Source organism: Actinobacillus genomosp. 1 (assembly GCF_029774175.1).
GTDB lineage: Bacteria > Pseudomonadota > Gammaproteobacteria > Enterobacterales > Pasteurellaceae > Actinobacillus.
The window spans coordinates 777,009-799,130 of record NZ_CP103834.1; the positions used below are offsets into that span (position 1 = coordinate 777,009).

Genomic DNA, 22,122 nt, shown 5'->3' on the forward strand with positions numbered 1-22,122 from the left:
GCGAAGCAAAGAAAGTGACAAACAAAAACGGTTTGATATTAAGCTCGATATTATTATTTACACAAAAAATTAAACAGACCTATTTATGAACCAATTTACCCACATAAACACTAACGGCGAAGCCAATATGGTTGATGTTTCGATGAAACAAGAAACTGTCCGTGTTGCACGTGCCGAAGCATTCGTTTCAATGAATAGCGAAACCTTACAAATGATCATTTCCGGCAACCATCACAAAGGTGATGTATTTGCTACTGCTCGTATAGCAGGGATTCAAGCGGCAAAAAGAACCTGGGAACTTATTCCGCTTTGCCATCCTCTTCTCCTGTCAAAAGTTGAAGTACAACTTGAAGCTCTACCGGAAACCAATCAAGTACGAATCGAATCACTATGTAAATTAACCGGTAAAACCGGTGTGGAAATGGAAGCGCTAACCGCTGCCAGTGTTGCTGCACTAACGATTTACGATATGTGTAAAGCGGTACAAAAAGATATGGTGATTGAAAATGTTCGTTTACTACATAAAAGTGGTGGTAAATCGGGCGAATTTAATGCGGAATAAGAATTACATTTAGGGATAAATATGATTAACGTTTTATTTTTTGCACAGGTACGCGAATTGGTTGGCGTTGATGCTTTAACCGTTCCTGCCGAATTTGAAACCGCTGAACAATTACGTGAACATTTAAGCCAGCAAGGTAAAAAATGGCAATTAGCCTTAGAAAAAGGCAAATTATTAGTGGCAATTAACCAAAGCATTTCACCTTTGGAAAGTGCAATCAAAGACGGTGATGAAGTAGCATTCTTCCCACCGGTGACAGGAGGCTAAATGCGCACGACGTTAATCGAAGTTCAACAAGAAACCTTTGATCAAAATGCGATTTATCGTTGGTTAAGCGAACATCATAGTGTTGGAGCAACCACGCTTTTTGTCGGCAAAGTGCGAGAAATGAATTTAGGTGATAATGTGTCAGGTTTATATCTGGAACATTACCCTGCAATGACTAAAAAAGCCCTCCAAGAAATTGTGGATGAAGCACGTAGCCGCTGGGATTTACAACGTGTAGCGGTAATTCATCGAATTGGGCAGCTTCATACCGGCGATGAAATTGTATTGGTTGGGGTAAGTTCGGCACATCGAGGCGATGCTTATCACGCTAACGAATTTATTATGGACTATCTTAAAACCCGTGCGCCGTTTTGGAAACGTGAAACTACACAAGACGGCGACCGCTGGATAGAAGGCAGAGAAAGCGACCAACTTGAAGCGGATAAATGGCAATAAATCACGCCCCTTAGATTCACGGAATGTGTCAGAAGGTTTATAATATCTGACAACATTCCGTTTTTTATATATTGAGAATTTATGACAACACCAATTATTGATTTACAAATTGCTACTGAGAACAGTGAAGATCTTCCGTCTTTAGCACAATTTACCCAATGGGTGCAACGTGCGTTAGCGCACGAAACGCAAACCGAAGAGTTCCCTGAAACGGAAATCACGATTCGTATCGTGGACGAAGCGGAAAGCCACGAATTAAACTTAACCTATCGTGGTAAAGACAAACCGACCAATGTACTTTCATTTCCGTTTGAAGTGCCGGAAGGTATTGAATTGCCGTTATTAGGTGATCTGATTATTTGCCGCCAAGTGGTGGAAAAAGAAGCACAAGAACAACAAATTTCACTCGAATCACATTGGGCGCACTTAGCGATTCACGGCACACTACATTTGCTTGGTTACGATCATATTGAAGATGCAGAGGCGGAAGAAATGGAAGGTTTAGAAACCGAAATTATGCAAAGTTTAGGTTTTGAAGATCCGTATATATCAGAAAAAGTGATTGAAGAATAATGCGTAAACTGGTGATTTTAGCTGAAATGCCTCCGCTTGACGGGGGCATTGTTATTCATAGTGGCAATATCTCCCAAGCTAAACAATATTTGGGGCAAGAACACCCCTATGCAATTTATGATATGCGCGCTGAAGGCGGTGTATGTCTTAACTTAGACGCATTAGCGATTATTGCCGGTACGATTCAGGCAAAAGGTACGCTCTATCTCATTTGCCCGAATTGGGATACGTTGGAACAACAACCTGATTTTGACTCGCAACGCTGGAATAGCGGTAAAGTAATTGCTACGCCGAATTTCTATCGCTACTTTAAAGCATTGGTACAAAAATTCGGCTTTCACTTGCAAACATTGGCAGAAACGGACTTTAGTTTGCCAAAGCAGCCGCTCCAATGCCAAGCGACTGAAAATCTTACGCCACAACAGCAAAAAATCTTTGAAAAATTACCGCTTGATACCTCCGCTATTCATTTGATCACCGCACCTCGCGGACGAGGCAAATCAACCCTCGCCGGGAAATTAGCCCAGCAGTTAGCCCAAACGGAATCGGTACTGATTACTGCAAGAAGTCACTCGGTCTTACCTAGTTTTTGGAAGTCTGCTGCGCAGAATATTCCTTTTTTTGCACCCGATCATCTATTACAAAAAATCGCGGCAAACCAAATTGCGGCAAATAGTTGGTTATTTATTGATGAATCGGCAAGTTTGCCGTTACCAATGTTACATCAGTTCTGTGAGTATTTCGACAAAGTGGTCTTAACCACGACTACACATAATTATGAAGGTACCGGGCGAGGCTTTAGCCTGAAATTCCCACAACAGCTTACCAAGCAGTATCGAGAATGGCGACTGACTAAGCCGCTTCGTTGGGATGAAAATGATCCGTTGGAACAATTTATCGATGAGTTATTGATTATGTCACCGCCAACTGGAACTAATCAATATGCCGAGTTTTATCATTTACTGGCGGAAGCACATTACAAAACGACACCCAGCGATTTACGCCGATTATTTGATGCACAAGATCAGTTACTACATTCTTTCTCCGAGCATCAGCGTTTAGTCGGCGGCATTTGGGCTGTACCAGAAGGTGGTTTGGAACCTGAATTAGCTGAAGCCATTTGGCGGGGAGAACGCCGCCCACAAGGCAATTTAGTCGCACAATACCTTTGCTTCCAAGGTAACTTACTCGAAGCCTGTCAGCTACGTTCGGTACGCATCTCACGTATTGCGGTGCAACCTGAATTGCAACAGCAAGGAATTGGCAAGCGGTTAATTTCTGACTTTATTTTGCAAAAAATTCAGCAAAATCGACCGCTTGTGGATTATGTTTCAGTCAGCTTCGGACTCACGGAACATCTACTACATTTTTGGCAACAATGCGGTTTTCAGTTAGTGCAAATTACCCCGACTAAAGAAGCCAGTAGCGGCTATCACAGTGCGATGATGCTCTACCCGATTTCAGCCAAAGGTCAGCGGTTTGTACAACAAGCTACTGCCAGATTTGAACGAGATTTAGCATTACAGCCGTTTTATGCAGAATTGCAAAATATGTTGCCAATTCGACCGCTTGTGCAACTGCAAATGGACGAGCAAGACTGGTGCAATATAGAAGGCTTCGCATTAGCGCAACGTTCTCTGGCGGCAAGCTATGTAAGCCTAACACGTCTTTACCGGCAAGATCCTCGCAATCATGGTGTATTAGCCAATCTCTGGCAACAATTCGAGAGTATTCAAGGCAAAAAAGAATGGTTGGACAACTTGCGTAGCCTAGTTTCCAGCTACTTGCGATACGCACGTTAATCAGTTGCAAATTGGTATAAAAAAACCACCGCTTATTGCGGTGGTTTTTCATTTTCGAACTCGTTATTTTTTACGTTCTAGCCATTTACCGTCAAGGTAATCGACAATCCATTTGGTTGCTTTGCCGTCTTTTTCAGAGGTCACATACTGACGCTTTTCTTTACGGCTAAAGCGGATAATCGCTTCATTTCCTTCCGGATCTTGTTGAGGTGCATCAGCAAGATATTGTAATTTTTCCGGTAAACGATCTCGGTATTGTGCTAATTCGGCAACTTTCGGCGCACGTGTTTCACGTGATTTCGGGAAATTGTGTGCCGACATAAACACACCGCTTGCGCCGTCACGTAATACGAAATACGCATCCGATTTCTCACATTTGAGTTCCGGGAAATGAGTCGGCTCTTCGCGCGGCGGAGCCACTTCACCGTTTTTCAGAATCTTACGGGTGTTATCGCAAGCGGTACAGCCCATATATTTACCGAAACGACCAAGTTTGAGGTGCATATCCGCACCGCATTTATCACACTCAACAATCGGGCCGTCATAACCTTTAATTTTGAATGTACCTTGCTCTAATACATAACCGTCACAATTCGGATTATTACCGCAAATATGTAATTTCCGTTGCGGATCGATCACATAGCTATCCATTGCCGAATCACATTTCGGACAACGTTTACGGGCTAATAACGCTTTCGCTTCCGATTCTTCATCTAGCACATTGAGTAATTCCGCTTCCGGAATCAGATTCATTGTGGTTTTACAACGCTCTTTCGGCGGTAACGCATAACCGGTACAGCCTAAGAATACACCGGTAGAAGCGGTGCGAATTGCCATTTTTCTGCCACAGGTCGGACAGTCAATTTCCGTTGGCACAAGGCTATTCGGCTTCATTCCGCCTTCCAACTTATCTAATTCGGCTTTGGTGAGCTGCTCAGAGAAATCCTTAAAGAAATTATTAAGCGCTTCTTTCCAGTTCTTATTACCTTCCGCAATTTGGTCGAGCGTTTCTTCCATATTGGCGGTAAAGTCGTAATTCATTAAATCGCTAAATGATTCATCTAAACGATCGGTAACGATTTCACCCATTTTTTCCGCATAGAAACGACGATTTTCAGTACGCACATAACCGCGCTCTTGAATCGTTGAGATAATCGCAGCATAGGTGGACGGACGACCGATACCACGTTTTTCCAATTCTTTAACCAGTGCGGCTTCAGAGAAACGCGCCGGCGGTTTAGTAAAGTGTTGGCTAGGTAGCACTGCTTCTAACGCTAATTTTTCATTGAGTGCGACTTCCGGTAACACTTGGTCTTCAGCCGTTTTACCTTGTACCGGTAATGCCTTCGTCCAACCGTCAAAACGCAATACACGCCCTTTCGCTTTTAATTCATAGTCGCCTGCCGTAACGGTAAGGCTGGTTGAATCATAACGAGCCGGAGTCATCTGGCAAGCTAAGAAACGACGCCAGATAAGCTCATAAAGACGCTCGGCATCTTTTTCCATACCTTTTAAATCAGACATTTTTACATTCACGTCTGACGGACGAATCGCTTCATGCGCTTCTTGCGCACCTTCTTTACTTGAATAGAAATTCGGTTTAGCCGGTAAATACTCACTGCCGAATTGTGCTTCAATATAACCACGCGCCATCGCTAATGCGTCTTGGCTTAAATTGGTTGAATCGGTACGCATATAAGTAATGTAACCCGCTTCATATAAGCGTTGCGCCAACATCATGGTTTTTTTAACACCAAAGCCCAAACGAGTACTTGCCGTTTGTTGCAATGTTGAAGTAATAAATGGCGGGCTTGCTTTTGATGAAGTCGGCTTTTTATCAATCTCTGAAACAATAAATTCGCTACCTTGTAACGATTTTACTGCTTCGTCCGCTTGTTTCTGATTTTTTGCCGAGAATTTTTTACCTTTATAGCCGATTAAATCTAGCGGTAATTTCCCTTTAGCCGTCAGCGTATTGGCTAAGATCTCCCAATATTCTTCCGGTTGGAACGCTTTAATTTCTCGCTCACGTTCAACTAACAGTTTAACCGCCACCGACTGTACACGCCCTGCAGATAGGCCTCGCGCGACTTTTTTCCAAAGTAAAGGCGATACCATAAAGCCAACTACGCGGTCTAAAAAGCGGCGTGTTTGTTGCGCATTTACGCGGTCTAAATTTAAATGATCCGGCTGCTCAAACGCTTTTTGAATAGCATTTTTAGTGATTTCATTAAACACCACTCGGCTAAAACGTTCGTCATCACCACCGATAACCTCTCGCAAATGCCAAGCAATCGCTTCCCCTTCTCTATCCAAGTCGGTTGCGAGATAAATATGATCGGCTTTTTTCGCCAAGGATTTTAATTCTGAAACAACTTTTTCTTTATCCGGCAGAATTTGATAATTTGCTTTCCAATCATGGTAAGGGTCGATCCCCATACGTTTAACTAATGCGGCACGTTCTTTTTCTGCTTTTAATTTTGCTTTTTGTTCTGCAGTCATGCCTTTGGTGGAAACCGGTTTTGCTTTTTCGTTTTTCTCGCTTTCACTACCGCTTTTAGGTAAATCACGAATATGACCGACACTCGATTTCACTACATAATCGCTACCTAAATATTTATTGATCGTCTTAGCTTTCGCCGGCGACTCCACAATAACTAATGATTTTCCCATGAATAACTACCCAAAATGTAAATAATTTAAGAAATATATTAGATTTTATTTCTTTTTAGTTGATATTTAATACTGCTTGACCCAAAATGTATCGACAATAGCAAGCCTAATTATAAAAAACAATATCTAGAGAGATAAAAAATGGATAAGCTCAATGCAATTAATCTTTTCTGTCGAGTAATAGAAACGCAAAGTTTTACTCAAGCCGCCCAACTGGAACAGATCTCATTGGCAATGGCAAGTAAATTGATTGCTCAACTTGAAGAACATCTCAACGTACGACTATTACACCGTACAACTCGTAAGATCACTCCCACCGAAGCAGGTTTACTTTATTATCAACGCTGCTTGCCCATTCTTAACGAATTAAAAGATGCGGAGAATAGTGTAAGCAATATTACCTCAACATTACAAGGGAAAATCACAATTTCTCTGCCGATGGACTTCGGGTCACGTTTCGTTGCGCCTTATCTAGGGCAATTTATGACAACCTATCCGAATATTCAGCTCAATATTGAATTTAGTGATCGTCGTGTTGATGTGGTGGCGGAAGGCTATGATTTGGTATTACGTATCGGTGCCCTTGAAGACAGCTCTATCGTCGCAAAACGTATTGCCCGTTCGGAACTCGTACTGCTTGCCTCGCCAGAATATTTAGCAAAACACGGTACGCCGGAAAATTTAGCACAATTAGCCGAACATACGTGCTTAATCTATGAAAATCATCAGCAATGGCAATTTACGGACGGTGACCAGAAAGTGAAAATAAAACCGAATGCGCACGTCATTTCCAATAACGGCTATGCGCTATTACAGATGACTAAAGCGGGACAGGGTATCGTTAATTTACCGCTGTTTCTAGCCAAAGAAGAAATAAGTGCCGGTAAATTGGTGGAAATTTTACCTCAATATAAACAACATTCGATCGATATTAGTATTTTATATCCGCACCGCCGTTACTTATCGCCCAAAGTAAAAGTGCTGATTGAATTTTTGGCAAATCTTATGCAAGAGCGTCATCAATATTTAGTGAAATAAGCAATAAACGGTTTGATTTTCTATTTTTTGCAAAACAAAACGCCTTTCTTTTTAAGAAAAGGCGTTTGCAAATATTCAATAAAATCCGACCGCTTACTGTCCGAGATCCAGGATTAAAATCTTTGACATTCGTTGATAGTTATAATGTTCACGTTTCTCTTTCGGTAAATCGTCTGTTGTGGAAAGTACAAAGCCGCGCTCTTGAAACCACTGGGTTGTGCGTGTCGTTAGCACAAATAATTTCTCAACTTGTAATTTATAGGCACGGCGTTTAATCGCTTCTAATAACACATCGCCTCGTGATGAATCTCGATAATCGGGATGAACCGCCACACAAGCCATTTCCGCCATTTTTTCTTCCGGATAATGATTCAATGCCGCACACGCAATCACTATGCCGTCACGCTCAATAATGGTATAATTGCTGATTTCCATTTCTAATTGTTCACGCGAGCGTTTTACTAAAATGCCTTGTTCTTCTAACGGTCGAATCAAATTTAACAAACCGGGAATATCAAATGAGGTTGCCAAACGAATATTTTCCGAACTCTCTTCCGATAACTGCGTACCGATACCGTCACGAGAAAACAACTCTTGCAGTAATGAACCGTCTTCCTTATAGCTGAGTAAATGCGAACGTTTAATACCGGCATGGCAAACTTCAATGGCCGCTTGTAAAAAACGGGCGGCAGAATGATGATATTGTCCGGACTCAATAAATTGCGTTAAATAACGTTTAGCTTCACGAGGGTGTAAATCCGATAACACATTGCCTTCCGAATCCAAGATCCCTTGCTGATCGCAAAAACCGATTAGCTTATCCGCTTTTAACTTAATCGCAATTTGCGTTGCAATCTCCTCAAACGGTAAATTAAACATTTCTCCAGTCACCGAAGGCGCAATCGGACCGATAACCACGATCGCATCTTGCGCTAATTGTTGCTGAATCCCTTCGATATTAATCCGGCGAATCTTACCGCTTAAACCGTAATCCACACCGTCAATTACACCAAGCGGTTGCGCTAATACCGCATTGCTACTTACTACATTTAGTACCGGAGAATTCGGTAAACGTAATGACAAACGAGAAAAAATATCATAATGCAATCCGCCGACCGCTTGCTTAACCACTTCTAACGTTTTGCTATCGGTAATACGAATATGCTTATGATAAGCGGAACTCATCTGATTTTTTGCCAATAACTCGTCAATTTGGCAACGAGCACCAAACACAATCACCAGCTTGATGCCTAAACTATGCAACAAACTGATGTCATTGGTAATATTAATAAAATTCGGGTGAGCAATCGCATTACCGTCTAGCATAATCACAAAGGTTTTCTCTCTGTGCATATTTACGTAAGGCGTGGATTGTCTGAACCATTGGACTAATTCTGTGTTACGCATAACTTCCTCATTATTTTTATTTTTGATAAATTTATATCAAAATGAATATTTATGCAATAAAAATGAATTAAAATTTATTTATACCCATAAAAAAGCGGTTGAATTTGTAAATTCTTTTACAAATCTAACCGCTTATTATCGCTTTTTATGTTCTTTCCGACAACTTTTCAAATTCGGTGAAATAAGTCGGGAATGTTTTTGCCGTACAATTCGGGTCTAAAATCGTGACCGGTGTATCAGATAATGCAATCAATGAGAAACACATCGCCATACGGTGATCATTGTAGGTTGCAATTTCTGCGTGTTGGAATTGCGTGAGCGGTAAAGGCTGAATACGAATAAAATCTTCGCCTTCCTCAACGGTTGCTCCCACTTTGCGCAATTCGGTCGCCATCGCCGCTAAACGATCGGTTTCTTTAACACGCCAGTTATAAATATTACGAATCACGGTTTCCCCTTCGGCAAATAATGCGGTAGTCGCAATCGTCATTGCTGCATCCGGAATATGGTTCATATCCATATCCACACCTTTAAGCTCGCCTTGCTCCGCTTGGATAAAATCGTCGCCCCAAGTGATTTTAGCTCCCATCGCTTCTAACACATTGGCAAACAAGCGGTCGCCTTGGATCGAATTTTTACCAATACCGGTTACCTTCACTTTACCTTTAATCGCACCGGTGGCTAAGAAATAAGACGCAGATGATGCATCACCTTCCACTAAGTATTTCTGCGGTGAAATATAACTTTGGTTACCTTTAACGATAAAGGTTTGATAATCTTGATTTTCAACGCTTACGCCGAAATCTTTCATCATCGCTAAGGTAATATCGATATAAGGTTTTGATACCAGTTCACCGATAATTTCAATCTGCATATCGCCTTCGGCAAGCGGTGCCGCCATCAGTAAAGCGGTTAAAAATTGGCTAGAAATTGAACCGTCAATTTGTACTTTTCCGCCTGTTAAGCCAGTATTTCGGATTGCTACCGGCGGATAACCTTCATTTTCCAAATATTGAACGCTTGCACCTGCTTGGCGAAGCGCATCAACCAAATGTTTAATTGGGCGTTCTTTCATACGAGGTTCTCCGGTTAAAACCACTTCCGCTTCCGAAGATCCTTTTAAGCAAAGTGCCGCCGTTAAAGGTCGCATTGCCGTACCGGCATTGCCTAAAAATAATACCAGCCCGTTTTGCCAGTTAAATGCACCGCCAATTCCTTCAACGGTACAAACCGTCTTATCTTCCGATAATACATAGTTTACCCCTAACGCTTTTAACGCATTGAGCATATGGCGAATATCATCGCTATCTAATAAATTAGTAACTTTAGTCGTCCCTTTCGCTAAGGCGGCTAATAATAATGCTCGGTTCGAAAGGCTTTTTGAACCGGGTAAATTAATCTCACCTGCTATACGACGAATCGGCTCTAATGTAATTTTTTCCATTTTATTCTCTGCTTAACCCAATACTTTTACTAATGCGGCAAACAAGCGGTCATTTTCTGCCGGTAAACCGATACTGATACGTAAATGATTCGGCATACCGTAACCGGCAATCGGACGAACAATCACGCCTTCACGTAATAAGGCTTCGTAAATCGGTGCAGCAGGACGTTTGAAATCAATCGTAATAAAGTTACCTTTGGAAGGAATATAATCCAAACCTTGTGCTTGGCAGAATGCTTCATAACGTTGCATCTCTTGGCGATTATTTTCCGCAACTTTTTCCACAAACGCATCGTCATTCATCACCGCAATTGCAGAAACTAATGCAAGGCTGTTACAGTTAAACGGCTGACGTACACGATTGAGTAAATCGGCGATTTCAGCATTAGATACTGCATAGCCGATACGTAATCCGGCAAGTCCGTAAGCTTTGGAAAGTGAACGAGAAACAATTAAATTCGGATATTTTGCTAATAAACCGAATGAATCGACACGCTCGCAAGCGTCTGTAAACTCGGTATAGGCTTCATCGAGTACTACCAACACATTTGCCGGTACTTTCGCTAAGAAAGCGTCAATTTCAGCTTCAGTTAAGAAATTGCCGGTTGGGTTGTTCGGATTAGCAATAAAAATCAATTTGGTTTTTTCATTGATTGCGGCAAGAAACGCCTCTAAATCATGTCCCCAATTTTTTGCCGGAATCTCACGAGCCACCGCATTAATCGCTTTAGTCACTAACGGATACACGATAAAGGCATATTGCGAATAGATAATTTCATCTTGCTCGCCGGCAAAAGTATGCGCAAATAATTCCAATAAATCGTTTGAACCGTTACCTAAGGTAATTTGATTTGGTTGTACACCGAATTTTTTTGAAATAGCCGCTTTCAGCTCAAATCCGTTAGCATCCGGATAACGAGTAAGATCATTTAATTGCTTAATAATCGCTTGTTTGGCACTTTCCGGAAAACCGAACGGGTTTTCATTAGAAGCCAGTTTAATAATATTGCTGATACCCAGCTCACGTTCTAATTCTTCAATCGGTTTACCCGCTTGGTAAGGAGAAAGGGATTTCACACCCTCGTTGGCGATGTTGAGAAATTGCATTTTTACCTCTGTAACATTATTTTTATTTCATTGTTGAAAGATTGTATTAAAGAATCCCAATCTTTGCCAGTAAAAAATATGTTACAGATGGAAAGAAATTAATACAAACGTAATGGATTGATTTTCTCTCTTCCCTTCATAAACAAGCGGTCGTAAATCTAGGAAAATTTACGACCGCTTATACATTCATATTAAGTCTTTACACAGCTTGCTCAAATGCTTGAGTTAAATCAGCCAGAATATCTTCCAGCGTTTCGATCCCGACCGAAAGACGAATCAATGTTTCGGAAATATTCGCCGCTTTGAGATCTTCCGTACTTAACTGACGATGCGTAGAAGTTGCCGGGTGTAACGCACAAGTACGAATATCCGCCACATGCACTTCTCGAGAAACTAACTTAAGCGCATTCAGCCATTTCATCGCAGTTTCTTTATTACCTTTTAATTCAAAAGAAAGCACGCCGCATAAGCCGTTAGGCGTATATTTTTGCTGTAATGCGAAATCCGGTGAACTTGCCAATGCCGGATAATATACGCTTTTTACTTGAGGATGCGCTTCTAAAAATTCCGCAACCGCCTTAGCATTGGCAAAATGTTGTTTCATACGGAGGGATAATGTTTCCAACCCTAAGTTCAGTAAGAAACTGTTTTGCGGTGCGGGCGTCGCGCCTAAATCTCTCATCAATTGCACTCGAGCTTTCACCATATACGCCGCTTTACCGAACGTTTCGGTATAAACCAGCCCGTGATAGGTTTCATCCGGTTGGTGGAAGGCTTTAAATTTAGGGTTATTCCAATCGAAATTTCCGCCGTCAATAATCACCCCGCCCAATGCGACCGCATGACCGTCAAGATATTTTGATGAACTATGTACCACTATATTAGCGCCGAATTCAAAAGGACGGCAGAAATACGGCGTAGCAAAAGTATTATCGACAACTAACGGACATTCCGCCGCTTGCGCTAATGCGGCAAATTTCTCAATATCCAATACGCGTAACGCCGGATTTGCAATAGTTTCACCGAAGACCGCTTTAGTATTCGGACGAATCGCTTTTTTCAATTCTTCAATCGGGGCAAATTGATCGACAAAAGTCACTTCAATCCCCATTTTGCGGAACGTATGTGCGAATAGGTTATAACTGCCGCCGTAAATGCTGGATGCGGAAATAAAATGGTCGCCGGACTCAAGTAAATTCATTAACGCATAGAAAACCGCAGACTGCCCCGATGCGGTACACATAGCCGCAACCCCGCCTTCTAACGCCGCAATTTTTTCTTCCACCGCATTCGTCGTCGGATTTGCTAAACGAGTATAAAAGAAGCCCGCTTCTTCTAAATCGAATAATTTCCCGATAGATTCCGCACTATCATAGGTAAATGTCGTACTTTGTACGATAGGTAAAGCTCTCGGCTCGCCGTTTTTCGGCGTATAGCCTGCATGTAGGCAAAGTGTTTCAAAATTCATAAATATTCCCTTTTTGGTTGAGTAAAGTTTTTTGATTGTAACAGAAAACGATACAGTTATACGCTTAGTTTTAGCGAATGATCCGTTAGGATTTTCCTTTCATATCAAAATAAAATAATATATTAAAACTTATCGGAAACATAAAATCGACCTGTAAAAAAACCACCTGCACGGCAGATGGTTTCTTTTTATATACGCTCAAGTATTACGCGTTTTCTTTCGCAAATTTATCCATAAATCCAATTAACGCTTGCACGCCTTCAATCGGCATAGCGTTATAGATTGATGCACGCATACCGCCTAACACTTTGTGTCCTTTTAAAGCATGTAAGCCGCAAGCGGTCGCTTCCGCCACAAATTTTGCATTTAATTCGTCATTATCGGTGGTAAAGGTTACATTCATCACGGAACGATTGGCTTCGGCAATATAATTACGATAGAAGTTGCTGTTATTTAAATAGTCGTACAACAATTTCGCTTTAGCTTCATTACGTTTTTCAATCGCCGGTAAACCGCCTTCTTTGATTAAATGTTTAAATACCAATGAACATAAATACCATGCGAATGTCGGCGGCGTATTGATCATTGAATCGGCATTGACTTGCGTTTCGTAATTCCAGATAGACGGTGTAGCGGTACGCGCCTTACCAATTAGATCTTCACGTACAATCACTATCGTAATACCTGCCGGACCTAAATTCTTTTGTGCGCCGGCATAAATTAAACCGAATTTATTAATATCGATTTTACGTGAAAGAATATTCGAAGACATATCCGCCACTAATACCGCATTACCTACGTTCGGAATATCGTGAATCTCCACCCCGCTAATCGTTTCGTTCGGACAGTAATGAACGTAGTCATACTGTTCGGCAATATCACTGAAATCCGTACGAGTTACCGAGATGATCCCGTTTTGATCTTTTTCTACAATATTGATTTCATCGATTTCGCAGAAATTACGCGCTTCTTTCGCCGCCGTACCGGACCAATGACCGCTGTTTAAATAAAGAGCCTTACCCTTTTCGCCGATTAAATTCATTGGAATCGCCGCAAATTGTCCTCTCGCACCGCCTTGTAAAAATAGGATCTTATAGTTATCCGGAATATTATAGACTTCACGCAGATCTTTATCCGACTGTGTCGCCAACTCCATAAACAATTTACCACGATGACTGACTTCCATCACCGAAGTCCCTTGATTTTGCCAATTTAATAATTCTTGTTGAGCTTGTTCCAAAACGGCTTTCGGCATCATTGCCGGGCCTGCGCTGAAATTATAAACTTGTGTCATTGTGTTTGCCTCTTTGTGTGTTTTTAAAACCGATTCAATCATTCTAGCGAAAATATTCGCTATTTTAAAAGTACTTTTTTACGGAAAAAAAGTAAGCGGTCAAATTTACAAAAATTTCTGCAAATTCGACCGCTTGTAATTTATCGATTATCGACCGTGAACGCGTTGTTCTAAGATTACGTCTAAAGTTTTTTGTTTTTGCTGAATCGATTTTTCCGGCTCCGCTTTAACCAAAAGCGAGTAAATCAGATCAAGTACAAACAATTGCGCCATTTTGGTCCCGATCGAATCTCCTTGCATATGACCTTGTCGATTACCGTTAATCAACACATAATCCGCCACATTGGTAATCGGCGAACGAATATGATGAGTAATCGCAATGGTTTTCGCATGATTTTTTCGTGCGATTTTCAACGCACTGATTACCTCGTCGGAATAACCGGAATGGCTGATACCGATCACAACATCGCCTTCACGTAACAATGATGCCTGCATATACATAAAGTGGTTATTAGTAACCGCATCGGTTTGTAAGCCGATACGCATCAATTTATGTTTTGCATCTTCTGCGGTTAATCCGGAAGATCCCACACCGAATAAGAAAATACGCTCAGCTTTTTGTAATTCCGCCACAACGTATTCCAACTCTTGAAAATCCAATAAATTAATCGTTTCCGCAATCACATTATTTAAACTGCTTTGCAGCTTCACTGCGATTTCTTTAGGCGTATCACTCTCGGAGACATCCGTATCAAAAATAGAATTACTTCGTTTTTCTTGTGTGGCCAATTCGATTGCCAAATCCAATTTAAAATCGGTATAGCCTTTAAAACCGAGCGTACGACAAAATCGGATAAAAGTTGCTTCGCCGACATCCAACTGCTTTGCCACTTCAGATAGTGAATTTTGGCTTAAAATTTCAGGTTGAGCCAAGATCGCCGCTGCAATTTTCTTTTCCGTTTTAGTCAAACTGGTTTGTAATGCCCCGATTGTATCTAATATTTTACCTCTAGCGGACATATACGCCTCCTATAGATAACTAACAGGTACTTTTACTACAAGTTTTTTCAGTAGTTTATTTTGTCCGCTAACGGTATTGCCCGGTTTATGCGGCTCATAAGGAAGGAAAATCGCAAACATATTCGGTTGTAATATCAACTCATTTTTATCTTCAATCGCATCTGTCAATTGGTAATCGTCTTCATCTCGATATTCGTCAAATAAAGTTAAATCAGGTTCGCTAAGACCATACTCAATCATTTCCTCTCCGGAAATAAGTAATTGAATATCAATAAATTTACGGTGCATTTCAGCTTTTTTATCTTCCGCCGGCGAGGTTTCAAACTCCATTACGTTCATTCGCACCCCTTCTTCCAAATCTTGCCACCCTAAAGGGAGATTAACTAAATCTAAATTTTTAAGTTTTCCGCATAAACGAGCAAAAACGGGTGGTAATGATTTTGCATAATCCGCACGAGATAAATCACCTAATAACATATAAAGTCCTTATCTTAATTAACTATTACATAGATTGCCGTATCAATTCAGCAAATACTCCACAAATGAAGATATACTCCAATAATTGTAGGTTAAAGACTTATCGTAGAAATAACAAGGAAGAAAAGGAAAAAATGAGAACTAGATCAAAATTTTATAAAGGAAGAGGCATAAACGATGATGCCTCTTTGTATAGGACTAACTCACATTGAGTACTAAACCGAGGAAAGCTAAATATTTTTTCTCTTCCTCCAAGTCCGCTAACACCAACGGATTTTTAGCAAGGAAACCGGAATCGAACGTTAAAATCCAGTCATTATTATTTATATCAAGCGATAAGTTTTTAGGAGTAACCGTTGCTTGACGAGAACGATTAAGCAACACCGCCAATCTAAATAATCTCAATAACGTTAAAATATCCCGATGCTGATAGCGATTGGTACTACGAATATCGCTACGCTTAAATCCTTTCAGATGAAAACGCATTAAGGTTGCCAACAAATTCTGCTGTTCAAAATCAAAACCGGGTAGATCTCGATTCGCAATAATGTAAGCGGAATGTCTATTGACACCGTTATGATTGATCACAATGCCGATTTCATGCAGTAAACTGGCCCACTTTAACATACCGGACAATTCCGCCGTTTGACGACGGTTTCTCCAACTTTTAACTTGTTCAAATAATGCCAGTGCCGTATGCTCCACTCGATTTGCTTGTTGCTGATCGATATTAAACTGCTCGGCTAACGCCTCTGCCGTACGCTGCCTAATATCGCCCACTTGGAAACTTTTTTCCAAGCCGTACATTACCCCTTCTCGTAACGCACCATCGGAATAACGCATAGATTCAATTCTGAAAGTATGAAAAAGGGCGAGTAAAATCGCTAATCCTGGCACTAAAACATCGGCGCGTTCTTCTATTAATCCTTTCATTTGGATAGCACTAAGAGAATTAAAACGTAAACAGTCGTCTATTAACGCCTGCAAACGTTCTTCCGTAATTAACCCGTCGCGATAACCGTTTGCAATTAATACTTTTTGTACCGTTTTTATCGTGCCGGAAGAGCCTAATACGTGTTGCCAACCGAGCTGACGATATTCCCAAGCCAGATCTTCGATTTTTTCCATCGCAAGTTGATAAGCACTGTCAAAACGTTCTATATTTAGTTCACCTTTTGCAAAAAAACGCTTAGCAAAACTCACACATCCCATATGACGGCTTTCGGCACGTAACGGCGTAAAGTTATCGCCGATAGTCATTTCCGTTGAGCCGCCGCCGATATCAACCACAAATTTTCGCCCGCGTTCCGGTTGCGTATGGCTTACCCCGGAATAAATCAGACGAGCCTCTTCTTGCCCGGAAATAATTTGGATGGGATACGGAAATACTTCAGCCGCCTGTTTTAAAAACTCATCATTATTAATAGCGCGGCGTAAGGTATAGGTTCCGACAACTTTCACATTGTCTGCGGAAAAACCGTGCAATCTATCTGCAAATAGGGCTAAACATTCCACGCCTCGGGTAATGGCTGCTTGATCTAAAATACGGTGTTCGTCTAATCCGTCCGCTAAACGGACTCTACGCTTTAAACGAGATAGCACTTGAATCGAGCCATTCACAATTCGTGCGACAATCATATGAAAGCTGTTCGATCCTAAATCGATCGCAGCAAACTCTCTCGGCGTTAATTGTTTAGACGATGACATGAAAAATATCCTTATAAGCGAACATTGAAGATAAAATATTGGAATTCTATCATTTTTACTACGAATCGATAGAAAATTTCTTAATTAATTTGACTATGTCGTTGTTTATTTGCACAAATAAATCAGGCGATACAAAACATTTTGACGAATCAGGTTAAAAGGTCTAGGATTCATTCAGTTTTATTATTCACTAACCAAGAGGATCCTCAAATGGCTGATGTAAAAAAACAATCTTTCCAAGATATGTTGGATTATGTTCATCTCTACCGTTTAAAAAATAAACTCCATCGTGAAACAGCGGATAATGATCGCAAAATTCGTGATAACCAAAAACGTGTATTGCTTTTAGATAATTTGAATCAATATATTGATGATTCGATGAGTGTAGAAGATATTCGCGCCATCATTGCCAATATGCGCGACGACTACGAAAATCGTGTAGACGACTATATGATCCGTAATGCGGAACTGTCAAAACAACGCCGTGAAATCCGCCAAAAAATGGCGGCACATAAAACGGCTGCATCAGAAAAAAATGAGAAATAATTAATTTCTCTCATAGCGGTCGGAATCGTTTAATTTTTTGCAAAGATAAATTAAACATCCGACCTCTTTTATTTTACCGCTTTATTTCCCTCAAATTAGCCCATTCCTTAAGCATTCTTTTCATTCCGAATAAATATCGTTTGACACCTTTATCATAAAAAGGTATTTCTATACACGCTTTCCGGACTATATTGGAAAGAAGTAATGATTTTTATCATTGCGGGAGAGGCGCAACACTCAGGCAGTTTAATCTAAGGCAACTAGGGCCGTTTGAGGATTAAATGATGGGAGTGCTTGCCGAGGTGTGAATTCACTAGACTGGAATGAACATCGGCTGAGTCAGGTTGAATCCTATCAGCTGTCATTTAACACAAGTTTAAATGGAGTGCTCTGATTAATTGGTTCTTAAATCAAACCGCCTAATCTACTCAATTTCCTTTCGAATATCCACTACACAACATCATCTATTATTTTTTGATTATAGGAAATTCTTATTATGTCTCATCTTTCGGTTGCAAAATTCGGTGGAACCAGTGTAGCAAATTTCGACGCAATGACGTCTTGTGCAAATATCGTAACGGCGGATGCCAATACTCGTGTCGTGGTACTTTCTGCATCAGCAGGCGTGACCAATTATTTAGTAGAATTAGCGAACGGTTGTGAAAAAGAACATCGTGAAGAAATCTTAAATGCGGTACGTACTATTCAATATAACATTATTGAGAAATTACAAAATCAAAGTGAGATTTCTGCCGAAATCGACGAATTATTACAGCATATCAGCGCATTAGCCGAATCCGCAAGTCTTGCGACATCTAACGCGCTCACCGACGAACTCATCTGTCACGGTGAAATGATGTCCACCAAAATTTTCACTCAATTATTAAAAGAACGTAATTTTCCGGCTGTTTGGGTAGATGTGCGTGACATTGTCGCGACAAATAGTAATTACGGTAAGGCGGCACCTAATGATGAAAAAACGCAACAACAATCCGATGCGATTATTAAACCGTTAATTGCCGCAGGTAACGTAGTGATTACTCAAGGCTTTATCGGTCGAGATGATGAAGGTAAAACAACCACATTAGGCCGCGGCGGTTCAGACTACTCTGCGGCATTATTAGCGGAAGTATTAAATGCAAACGACGTTTTAATTTGGACGGACGTACCGGGTATTTACACTACCGATCCGCGTGTCGTACCGAACGCAAAACGTATTGATACCATGGCGTTTAACGAAGCGGCGGAAATGGCAACTTTTGGTGCCAAAGTATTACACCCTGCCACATTACTACCGGCCGTACGTAGCAATATTCCGGTATATGTCGGTTCAAGTAAAGCACCGGAACAGGGCGGTACTTGGGTAACGCGTGACCCGCAACCTCGTCCGACTTTCCGAGCAATTGCGTTACGTCGTAACCAAACACTATTAACGCTTTCCAGCCTTTCAATGCTTCACGCTCAAGGCTTTTTGGCTAACGTGTTCGCCATCCTTGCAAAACATAAAATTTCAGTCGATGTGATTACTACGTCCGAAGTAAGCGTTGCATTAACTCTAGATAAAACCGGTTCCGCATCATCAGGTGCAGATATGTTATCCAAAGAGTTACTTGATGAATTAAACGCTTATTGCCACGTACAAGTGGAAAACGATTTAGCGTTAGTTGCGATTATCGGTAATAATTTACATACTCAAGCCGGTGTAGCGAAACAGCTATTCCATACGATTGAAAATTTCAATATTCGTTTAATTAGCTATGGTGCAAGCACTAATAACGTTTGTACGTTAATTAAAAATGCTGAAGCGGATGAAGTTGTACGTGCGCTTCACGCCGGTTTATTCGAATAATAGTAGAAGATTCAGGACAAAAACAAGCGGTCGGCTTTTGTAAATTTTTAGCAAAAACCGACCGCTTATATTGTATTAAGCTATTTCCAAAATACGCATACCGACGTATGACTATTCTCTTAATTTTTCAATTTCTTTCGTAAACTCTTCGATATCATCAAAACTGAGATACACTGAAGCAAAACGAATATAAGCGACTTTATCCAATTGTTTTAAAGCATCCATTGCAAGGCTACCGACTAATTTACTCGGTACTTCTCTCTCACCGGTTGATTGAAGCTGAATAATAATTTTACTGATAGCTTTTTCCACATCATCCGCACTAACCGGGCGTTTTTCCAACGCACGATTTAAGCTGACTCGTAATTTATTTGCATCAAACGGAACGCGGTTACCATTATTTTTTACAATATAAGGTACGACTAATTCCGCAGACTCAAATGTCGTAAAACGTTCTTTACAGCTGGTACATTCACGACGGCGACGAATTTGATAACCGTCCGCAGCAAGACGAGAATCGACGACTTTGGTTTCTTCTGCGGCACAAAACGGGCAGTGCATTAGTTACCCCCTTTATGCTGTTCAAGGAATGTTTTGAGCAAATTTTCCGGTGGAGGCGGCATCTGTAAGAAAAAGCCTTGCGTTTGAATCGCTTGCAAAACTTCTTCGTTTTTTGACCGCTTGAGCTGCTTTTCACCGGTTAAATTAAATAACATCACAAATTGCGGTTTACCAAACATTTGGCGTAATGCTTCCGGTACGCTATCAAATTGATCTCGCTTTGCTACATACAGGAACATCCCCTCTTTTTTAGGACTTCTGTAAATCGCACAAAGATTAGTACTCATCGTCATAGGCTCCGCCTGTATAATTATCAAACCTTGAATATTGACCTTGGAAAGTTAAACGGACTCGTCCAATTGGGCCGTTACGCTGTTTACCGATAATGATTTCCGCTATCCCTTTTAGATCCGAATTATCGTTATACACTTCATCACGATAAATAAACATAATTAAGTCCGCATCTTGCTCAATAGAGCCGGATTCACGTAAATCCGAGTTTACCGGACGTTTATCCGCACGTTGTTCCAAGCTGCGGTTTAACTGCGACAGCGCCACAACCGGCACTTGCAATTCTTTCGCTAATGCTTTCAGAGAACGAGAAATCTCAGCAATCTCGAGGGTTCGGTTATCGGAAAACGCCGGCGCACGCATTAATTGCAAATAATCCACCATAATTAAACTTAAACCGCCGTTCTCACGATAAACTCGTCTTGCCCGCGAACGCAATTCGGTTGGTGTTAAGCCAGAACTATCATCGATATAGATATTTTTACGCTCTTGCAAAATTGCCATCGTGCTGGATATTTTCGCCCAATCTTCATCATCATGAATCTGTCCGGTTCGGATCTTGGTTTGATCCACGCGAGAAAGCGAAGCCAACATACGCATCATAATTTGGTCTGCCGGCATCTCAAGGCTGAAAATCAAGACAGGTTTTGCCGGTTTTTTTCGCGGATTACCGTATTCATCCAAATCATTCGGATCTTCTACATCCAGTAATGACGCATTTTCACATAGATTCATTGCGAAAGTGGTTTTACCCATTGACGGACGTGCCGCGACGATAATTAAATCTGACGGCTGTAGCCCGGCAGTTTTCTTATTTAGGTCAAGAAAACCGGTTGAAACACCCGTTACCCCACCGTTATGGCGATTTTTTGAAAGCATCTCGATACGGGCAAGCGTATTAATTAAAATATCATCAATCTTCTGAGGACCTTCATTTGCTGCATGGCGTTTTTCTGCAATTTCAAATACGATACGTTCAGCTTCATCCAAAACATCTTTAGAACTTCTGCCCTTGGTATGGTATGCCATTTCCGCAATTTGATTACCCGCCGAAATCACACCGCGTAAATCCGAACGATCGCGAACAATATCCGCATAAGCAAGAATATTTGCAGCACTCGGTGTATTTTTGGAGAGCTCGGCTAAATAAGCGAAACCGCCTACATCTTGCAATACGCCTTTGTCTTTTAACGCCTGATCGAGCGTAATAATATCTATAGGCTGGTTGTGGCGCACTAACTCCACCATCTGCTCAAAAATGGTGCGATGCGCATAATTATAAAAATCACCGGCTTGAATGCGCTCAGATACATTATCCCAATGTTCGTTATTCAGCATGATTCCGCCTAATACGGCTTGTTCCGCTTCAATAGAATGTGGAGAAATCGCAATTTGTTCCACTTGCTTATCTCTTGAATTCTCTTTATTTATTGGCGTGTACTCAGGCATATTCATACTCTTTCTATTAATCATATCGGTAATTAGTTTAACGGAATTTTCTGTAAATTGAAATTTGCAAATGTTAAGTGAAAATCGACCGCTTAAATTTTACTTTACATTATTAAAAATCCTAATAGAAT

General features: G+C 41.0%; 20 protein-coding genes and 1 riboswitch. Of the genes, 8 read left to right on the top strand and 12 right to left on the bottom strand.

The genetic code is table 11. The features are described from left to right. Positions 1-85 precede the first annotated feature (85 nt). From moaC to NYR63_RS03575, 5 genes are all read left to right on the top strand, one after another. The gene (moaC, locus tag NYR63_RS03555) at positions 86-562 is read left to right on the top strand and encodes a cyclic pyranopterin monophosphate synthase MoaC (RefSeq protein WP_279443587.1); all 477 of its coding nucleotides are present in this window, start codon (positions 86-88) and stop codon (positions 560-562) included. A 21-nt stretch (positions 563-583) separates the two neighbouring features. Continuing rightward, positions 584-829 (top strand): molybdopterin synthase sulfur carrier subunit, encoded by a 246-nt coding sequence (moaD, locus tag NYR63_RS03560; protein WP_005597031.1) that lies wholly within the window; start codon positions 584-586, stop codon positions 827-829. Beyond that, complete coding sequence (gene moaE / locus NYR63_RS03565; protein WP_005597033.1) at positions 830-1,285, top strand: molybdopterin synthase catalytic subunit MoaE; 456 nt, start codon at positions 830-832, stop codon at positions 1,283-1,285. An 81-nt stretch (positions 1,286-1,366) separates the two neighbouring features. Beyond that, positions 1,367-1,858, top strand: coding sequence for an rRNA maturation RNase YbeY (gene ybeY / locus NYR63_RS03570; protein ID WP_275217824.1), 492 nt, complete (start codon positions 1,367-1,369; stop codon positions 1,856-1,858). Next, on the top strand, positions 1,858-3,660 hold the full coding sequence (locus NYR63_RS03575) for a GNAT family N-acetyltransferase (protein WP_279458222.1): 1,803 nt from the start codon (positions 1,858-1,860) through the stop codon (positions 3,658-3,660). Before ybeY ends, NYR63_RS03575 begins: the two co-directional genes overlap by 1 nt. 63 nt (positions 3,661-3,723) lie before the next feature. On the opposite strand, the gene topA is transcribed toward NYR63_RS03575, so the two are convergent. Further along, positions 3,724-6,333, bottom strand: a complete 2,610-nt coding sequence (gene topA / locus NYR63_RS03580; RefSeq protein ID WP_279458223.1) for a type I DNA topoisomerase — start codon at positions 6,331-6,333, stop codon at positions 3,724-3,726. 141 nt (positions 6,334-6,474) lie between these two features. Here topA and NYR63_RS03585 point away from each other — a divergent pair, with 141 nt between their 5' ends. Next, positions 6,475-7,371 carry a LysR family transcriptional regulator gene (locus NYR63_RS03585; RefSeq protein WP_279458224.1) on the top strand — a complete coding sequence of 299 codons (897 nt, stop codon included), beginning with the start codon at positions 6,475-6,477 and terminating at the stop codon, positions 7,369-7,371. 93 nt (positions 7,372-7,464) lie between these two features. On the opposite strand, the gene argA is transcribed toward NYR63_RS03585, so the two are convergent. The 8 genes from argA to ppx all read right to left on the bottom strand — a co-directional run bounded on the left by argA (position 7,465) and on the right by ppx (position 17,295). Further along, positions 7,465-8,778: an amino-acid N-acetyltransferase gene (gene argA, locus NYR63_RS03590; protein ID WP_279458225.1), complete on the bottom strand. Its 1,314-nt coding sequence runs from the start codon at positions 8,776-8,778 to the stop codon at positions 7,465-7,467. 145 nt (positions 8,779-8,923) lie between these two features. Further along, on the bottom strand, positions 8,924-10,222 hold the full coding sequence (gene aroA / locus NYR63_RS03595) for a 3-phosphoshikimate 1-carboxyvinyltransferase (RefSeq protein ID WP_279458226.1): 1,299 nt from the start codon (positions 10,220-10,222) through the stop codon (positions 8,924-8,926). A 12-nt stretch (positions 10,223-10,234) separates the two neighbouring features. After that, positions 10,235-11,329, bottom strand: a complete 1,095-nt coding sequence (gene hisC, locus NYR63_RS03600) for a histidinol-phosphate transaminase (protein WP_279458227.1) — start codon at positions 11,327-11,329, stop codon at positions 10,235-10,237. Positions 11,330-11,528: 199 nt separating this feature from the next. Next, positions 11,529-12,797, bottom strand: coding sequence for an O-acetylhomoserine aminocarboxypropyltransferase/cysteine synthase family protein (locus NYR63_RS03605; RefSeq protein WP_005597053.1), 1,269 nt, complete (start codon positions 12,795-12,797; stop codon positions 11,529-11,531). Positions 12,798-13,002: 205 nt separating this feature from the next. Then, on the bottom strand, positions 13,003-14,091 hold the full coding sequence (serC, locus tag NYR63_RS03610; RefSeq protein WP_279458228.1) for a 3-phosphoserine/phosphohydroxythreonine transaminase: 1,089 nt from the start codon (positions 14,089-14,091) through the stop codon (positions 13,003-13,005). A gap of 147 nt (positions 14,092-14,238) precedes the next feature. After that, a complete protein-coding gene (locus tag NYR63_RS03615) occupies positions 14,239-15,111 on the bottom strand; it encodes a MurR/RpiR family transcriptional regulator (protein ID WP_279458229.1) in 873 nt (290 codons plus the stop codon). Positions 15,112-15,120: 9 nt separating this feature from the next. Next, on the bottom strand, positions 15,121-15,588 hold the full coding sequence (gene nanQ / locus NYR63_RS03620; RefSeq protein ID WP_279458230.1) for an N-acetylneuraminate anomerase: 468 nt from the start codon (positions 15,586-15,588) through the stop codon (positions 15,121-15,123). Positions 15,589-15,786: 198 nt separating this feature from the next. After that, positions 15,787-17,295 carry an exopolyphosphatase gene (gene ppx, locus NYR63_RS03625; RefSeq protein ID WP_279458231.1) on the bottom strand — a complete coding sequence of 503 codons (1,509 nt, stop codon included), beginning with the start codon at positions 17,293-17,295 and terminating at the stop codon, positions 15,787-15,789. Between the two features lie 210 nt (positions 17,296-17,505). Here ppx and NYR63_RS03630 point away from each other — a divergent pair, with 210 nt between their 5' ends. Both NYR63_RS03630 and lysC read left to right on the top strand, forming a co-directional pair. Beyond that, entirely contained in the window at positions 17,506-17,841 is a 336-nt protein-coding gene (locus NYR63_RS03630; protein ID WP_279458232.1) for a DUF496 family protein, read from the top strand. 215 nt (positions 17,842-18,056) lie between these two features. Continuing rightward, positions 18,057-18,240, top strand: a riboswitch (Lysine riboswitch). Positions 18,241-18,337: 97 nt separating this feature from the next. Continuing rightward, complete coding sequence (gene lysC / locus NYR63_RS03635) at positions 18,338-19,690, top strand: lysine-sensitive aspartokinase 3 (RefSeq protein ID WP_279458233.1); 1,353 nt, start codon at positions 18,338-18,340, stop codon at positions 19,688-19,690. Between the two features lie 111 nt (positions 19,691-19,801). Here lysC and nrdR read toward each other — a convergent pair whose 3' ends face one another. Genes nrdR through NYR63_RS03650 form a run of 3 tightly spaced genes read right to left on the bottom strand, consistent with a single transcriptional unit; the run spans position 19,802 to position 21,997 of the window. Beyond that, positions 19,802-20,251 carry a transcriptional regulator NrdR gene (nrdR, locus tag NYR63_RS03640; protein WP_115586883.1) on the bottom strand — a complete coding sequence of 150 codons (450 nt, stop codon included), beginning with the start codon at positions 20,249-20,251 and terminating at the stop codon, positions 19,802-19,804. Next, positions 20,251-20,538, bottom strand: a complete 288-nt coding sequence (locus NYR63_RS03645; RefSeq protein WP_279458234.1) for a YcgL domain-containing protein — start codon at positions 20,536-20,538, stop codon at positions 20,251-20,253. The genes nrdR and NYR63_RS03645 overlap by 1 nt, the downstream gene beginning before the upstream one ends. Beyond that, complete coding sequence (locus tag NYR63_RS03650; RefSeq protein WP_431731965.1) at positions 20,528-21,997, bottom strand: replicative DNA helicase; 1,470 nt, start codon at positions 21,995-21,997, stop codon at positions 20,528-20,530. The genes NYR63_RS03645 and NYR63_RS03650 overlap by 11 nt, the downstream gene beginning before the upstream one ends. Positions 21,998-22,122: the final 125 nt, after the last annotated feature.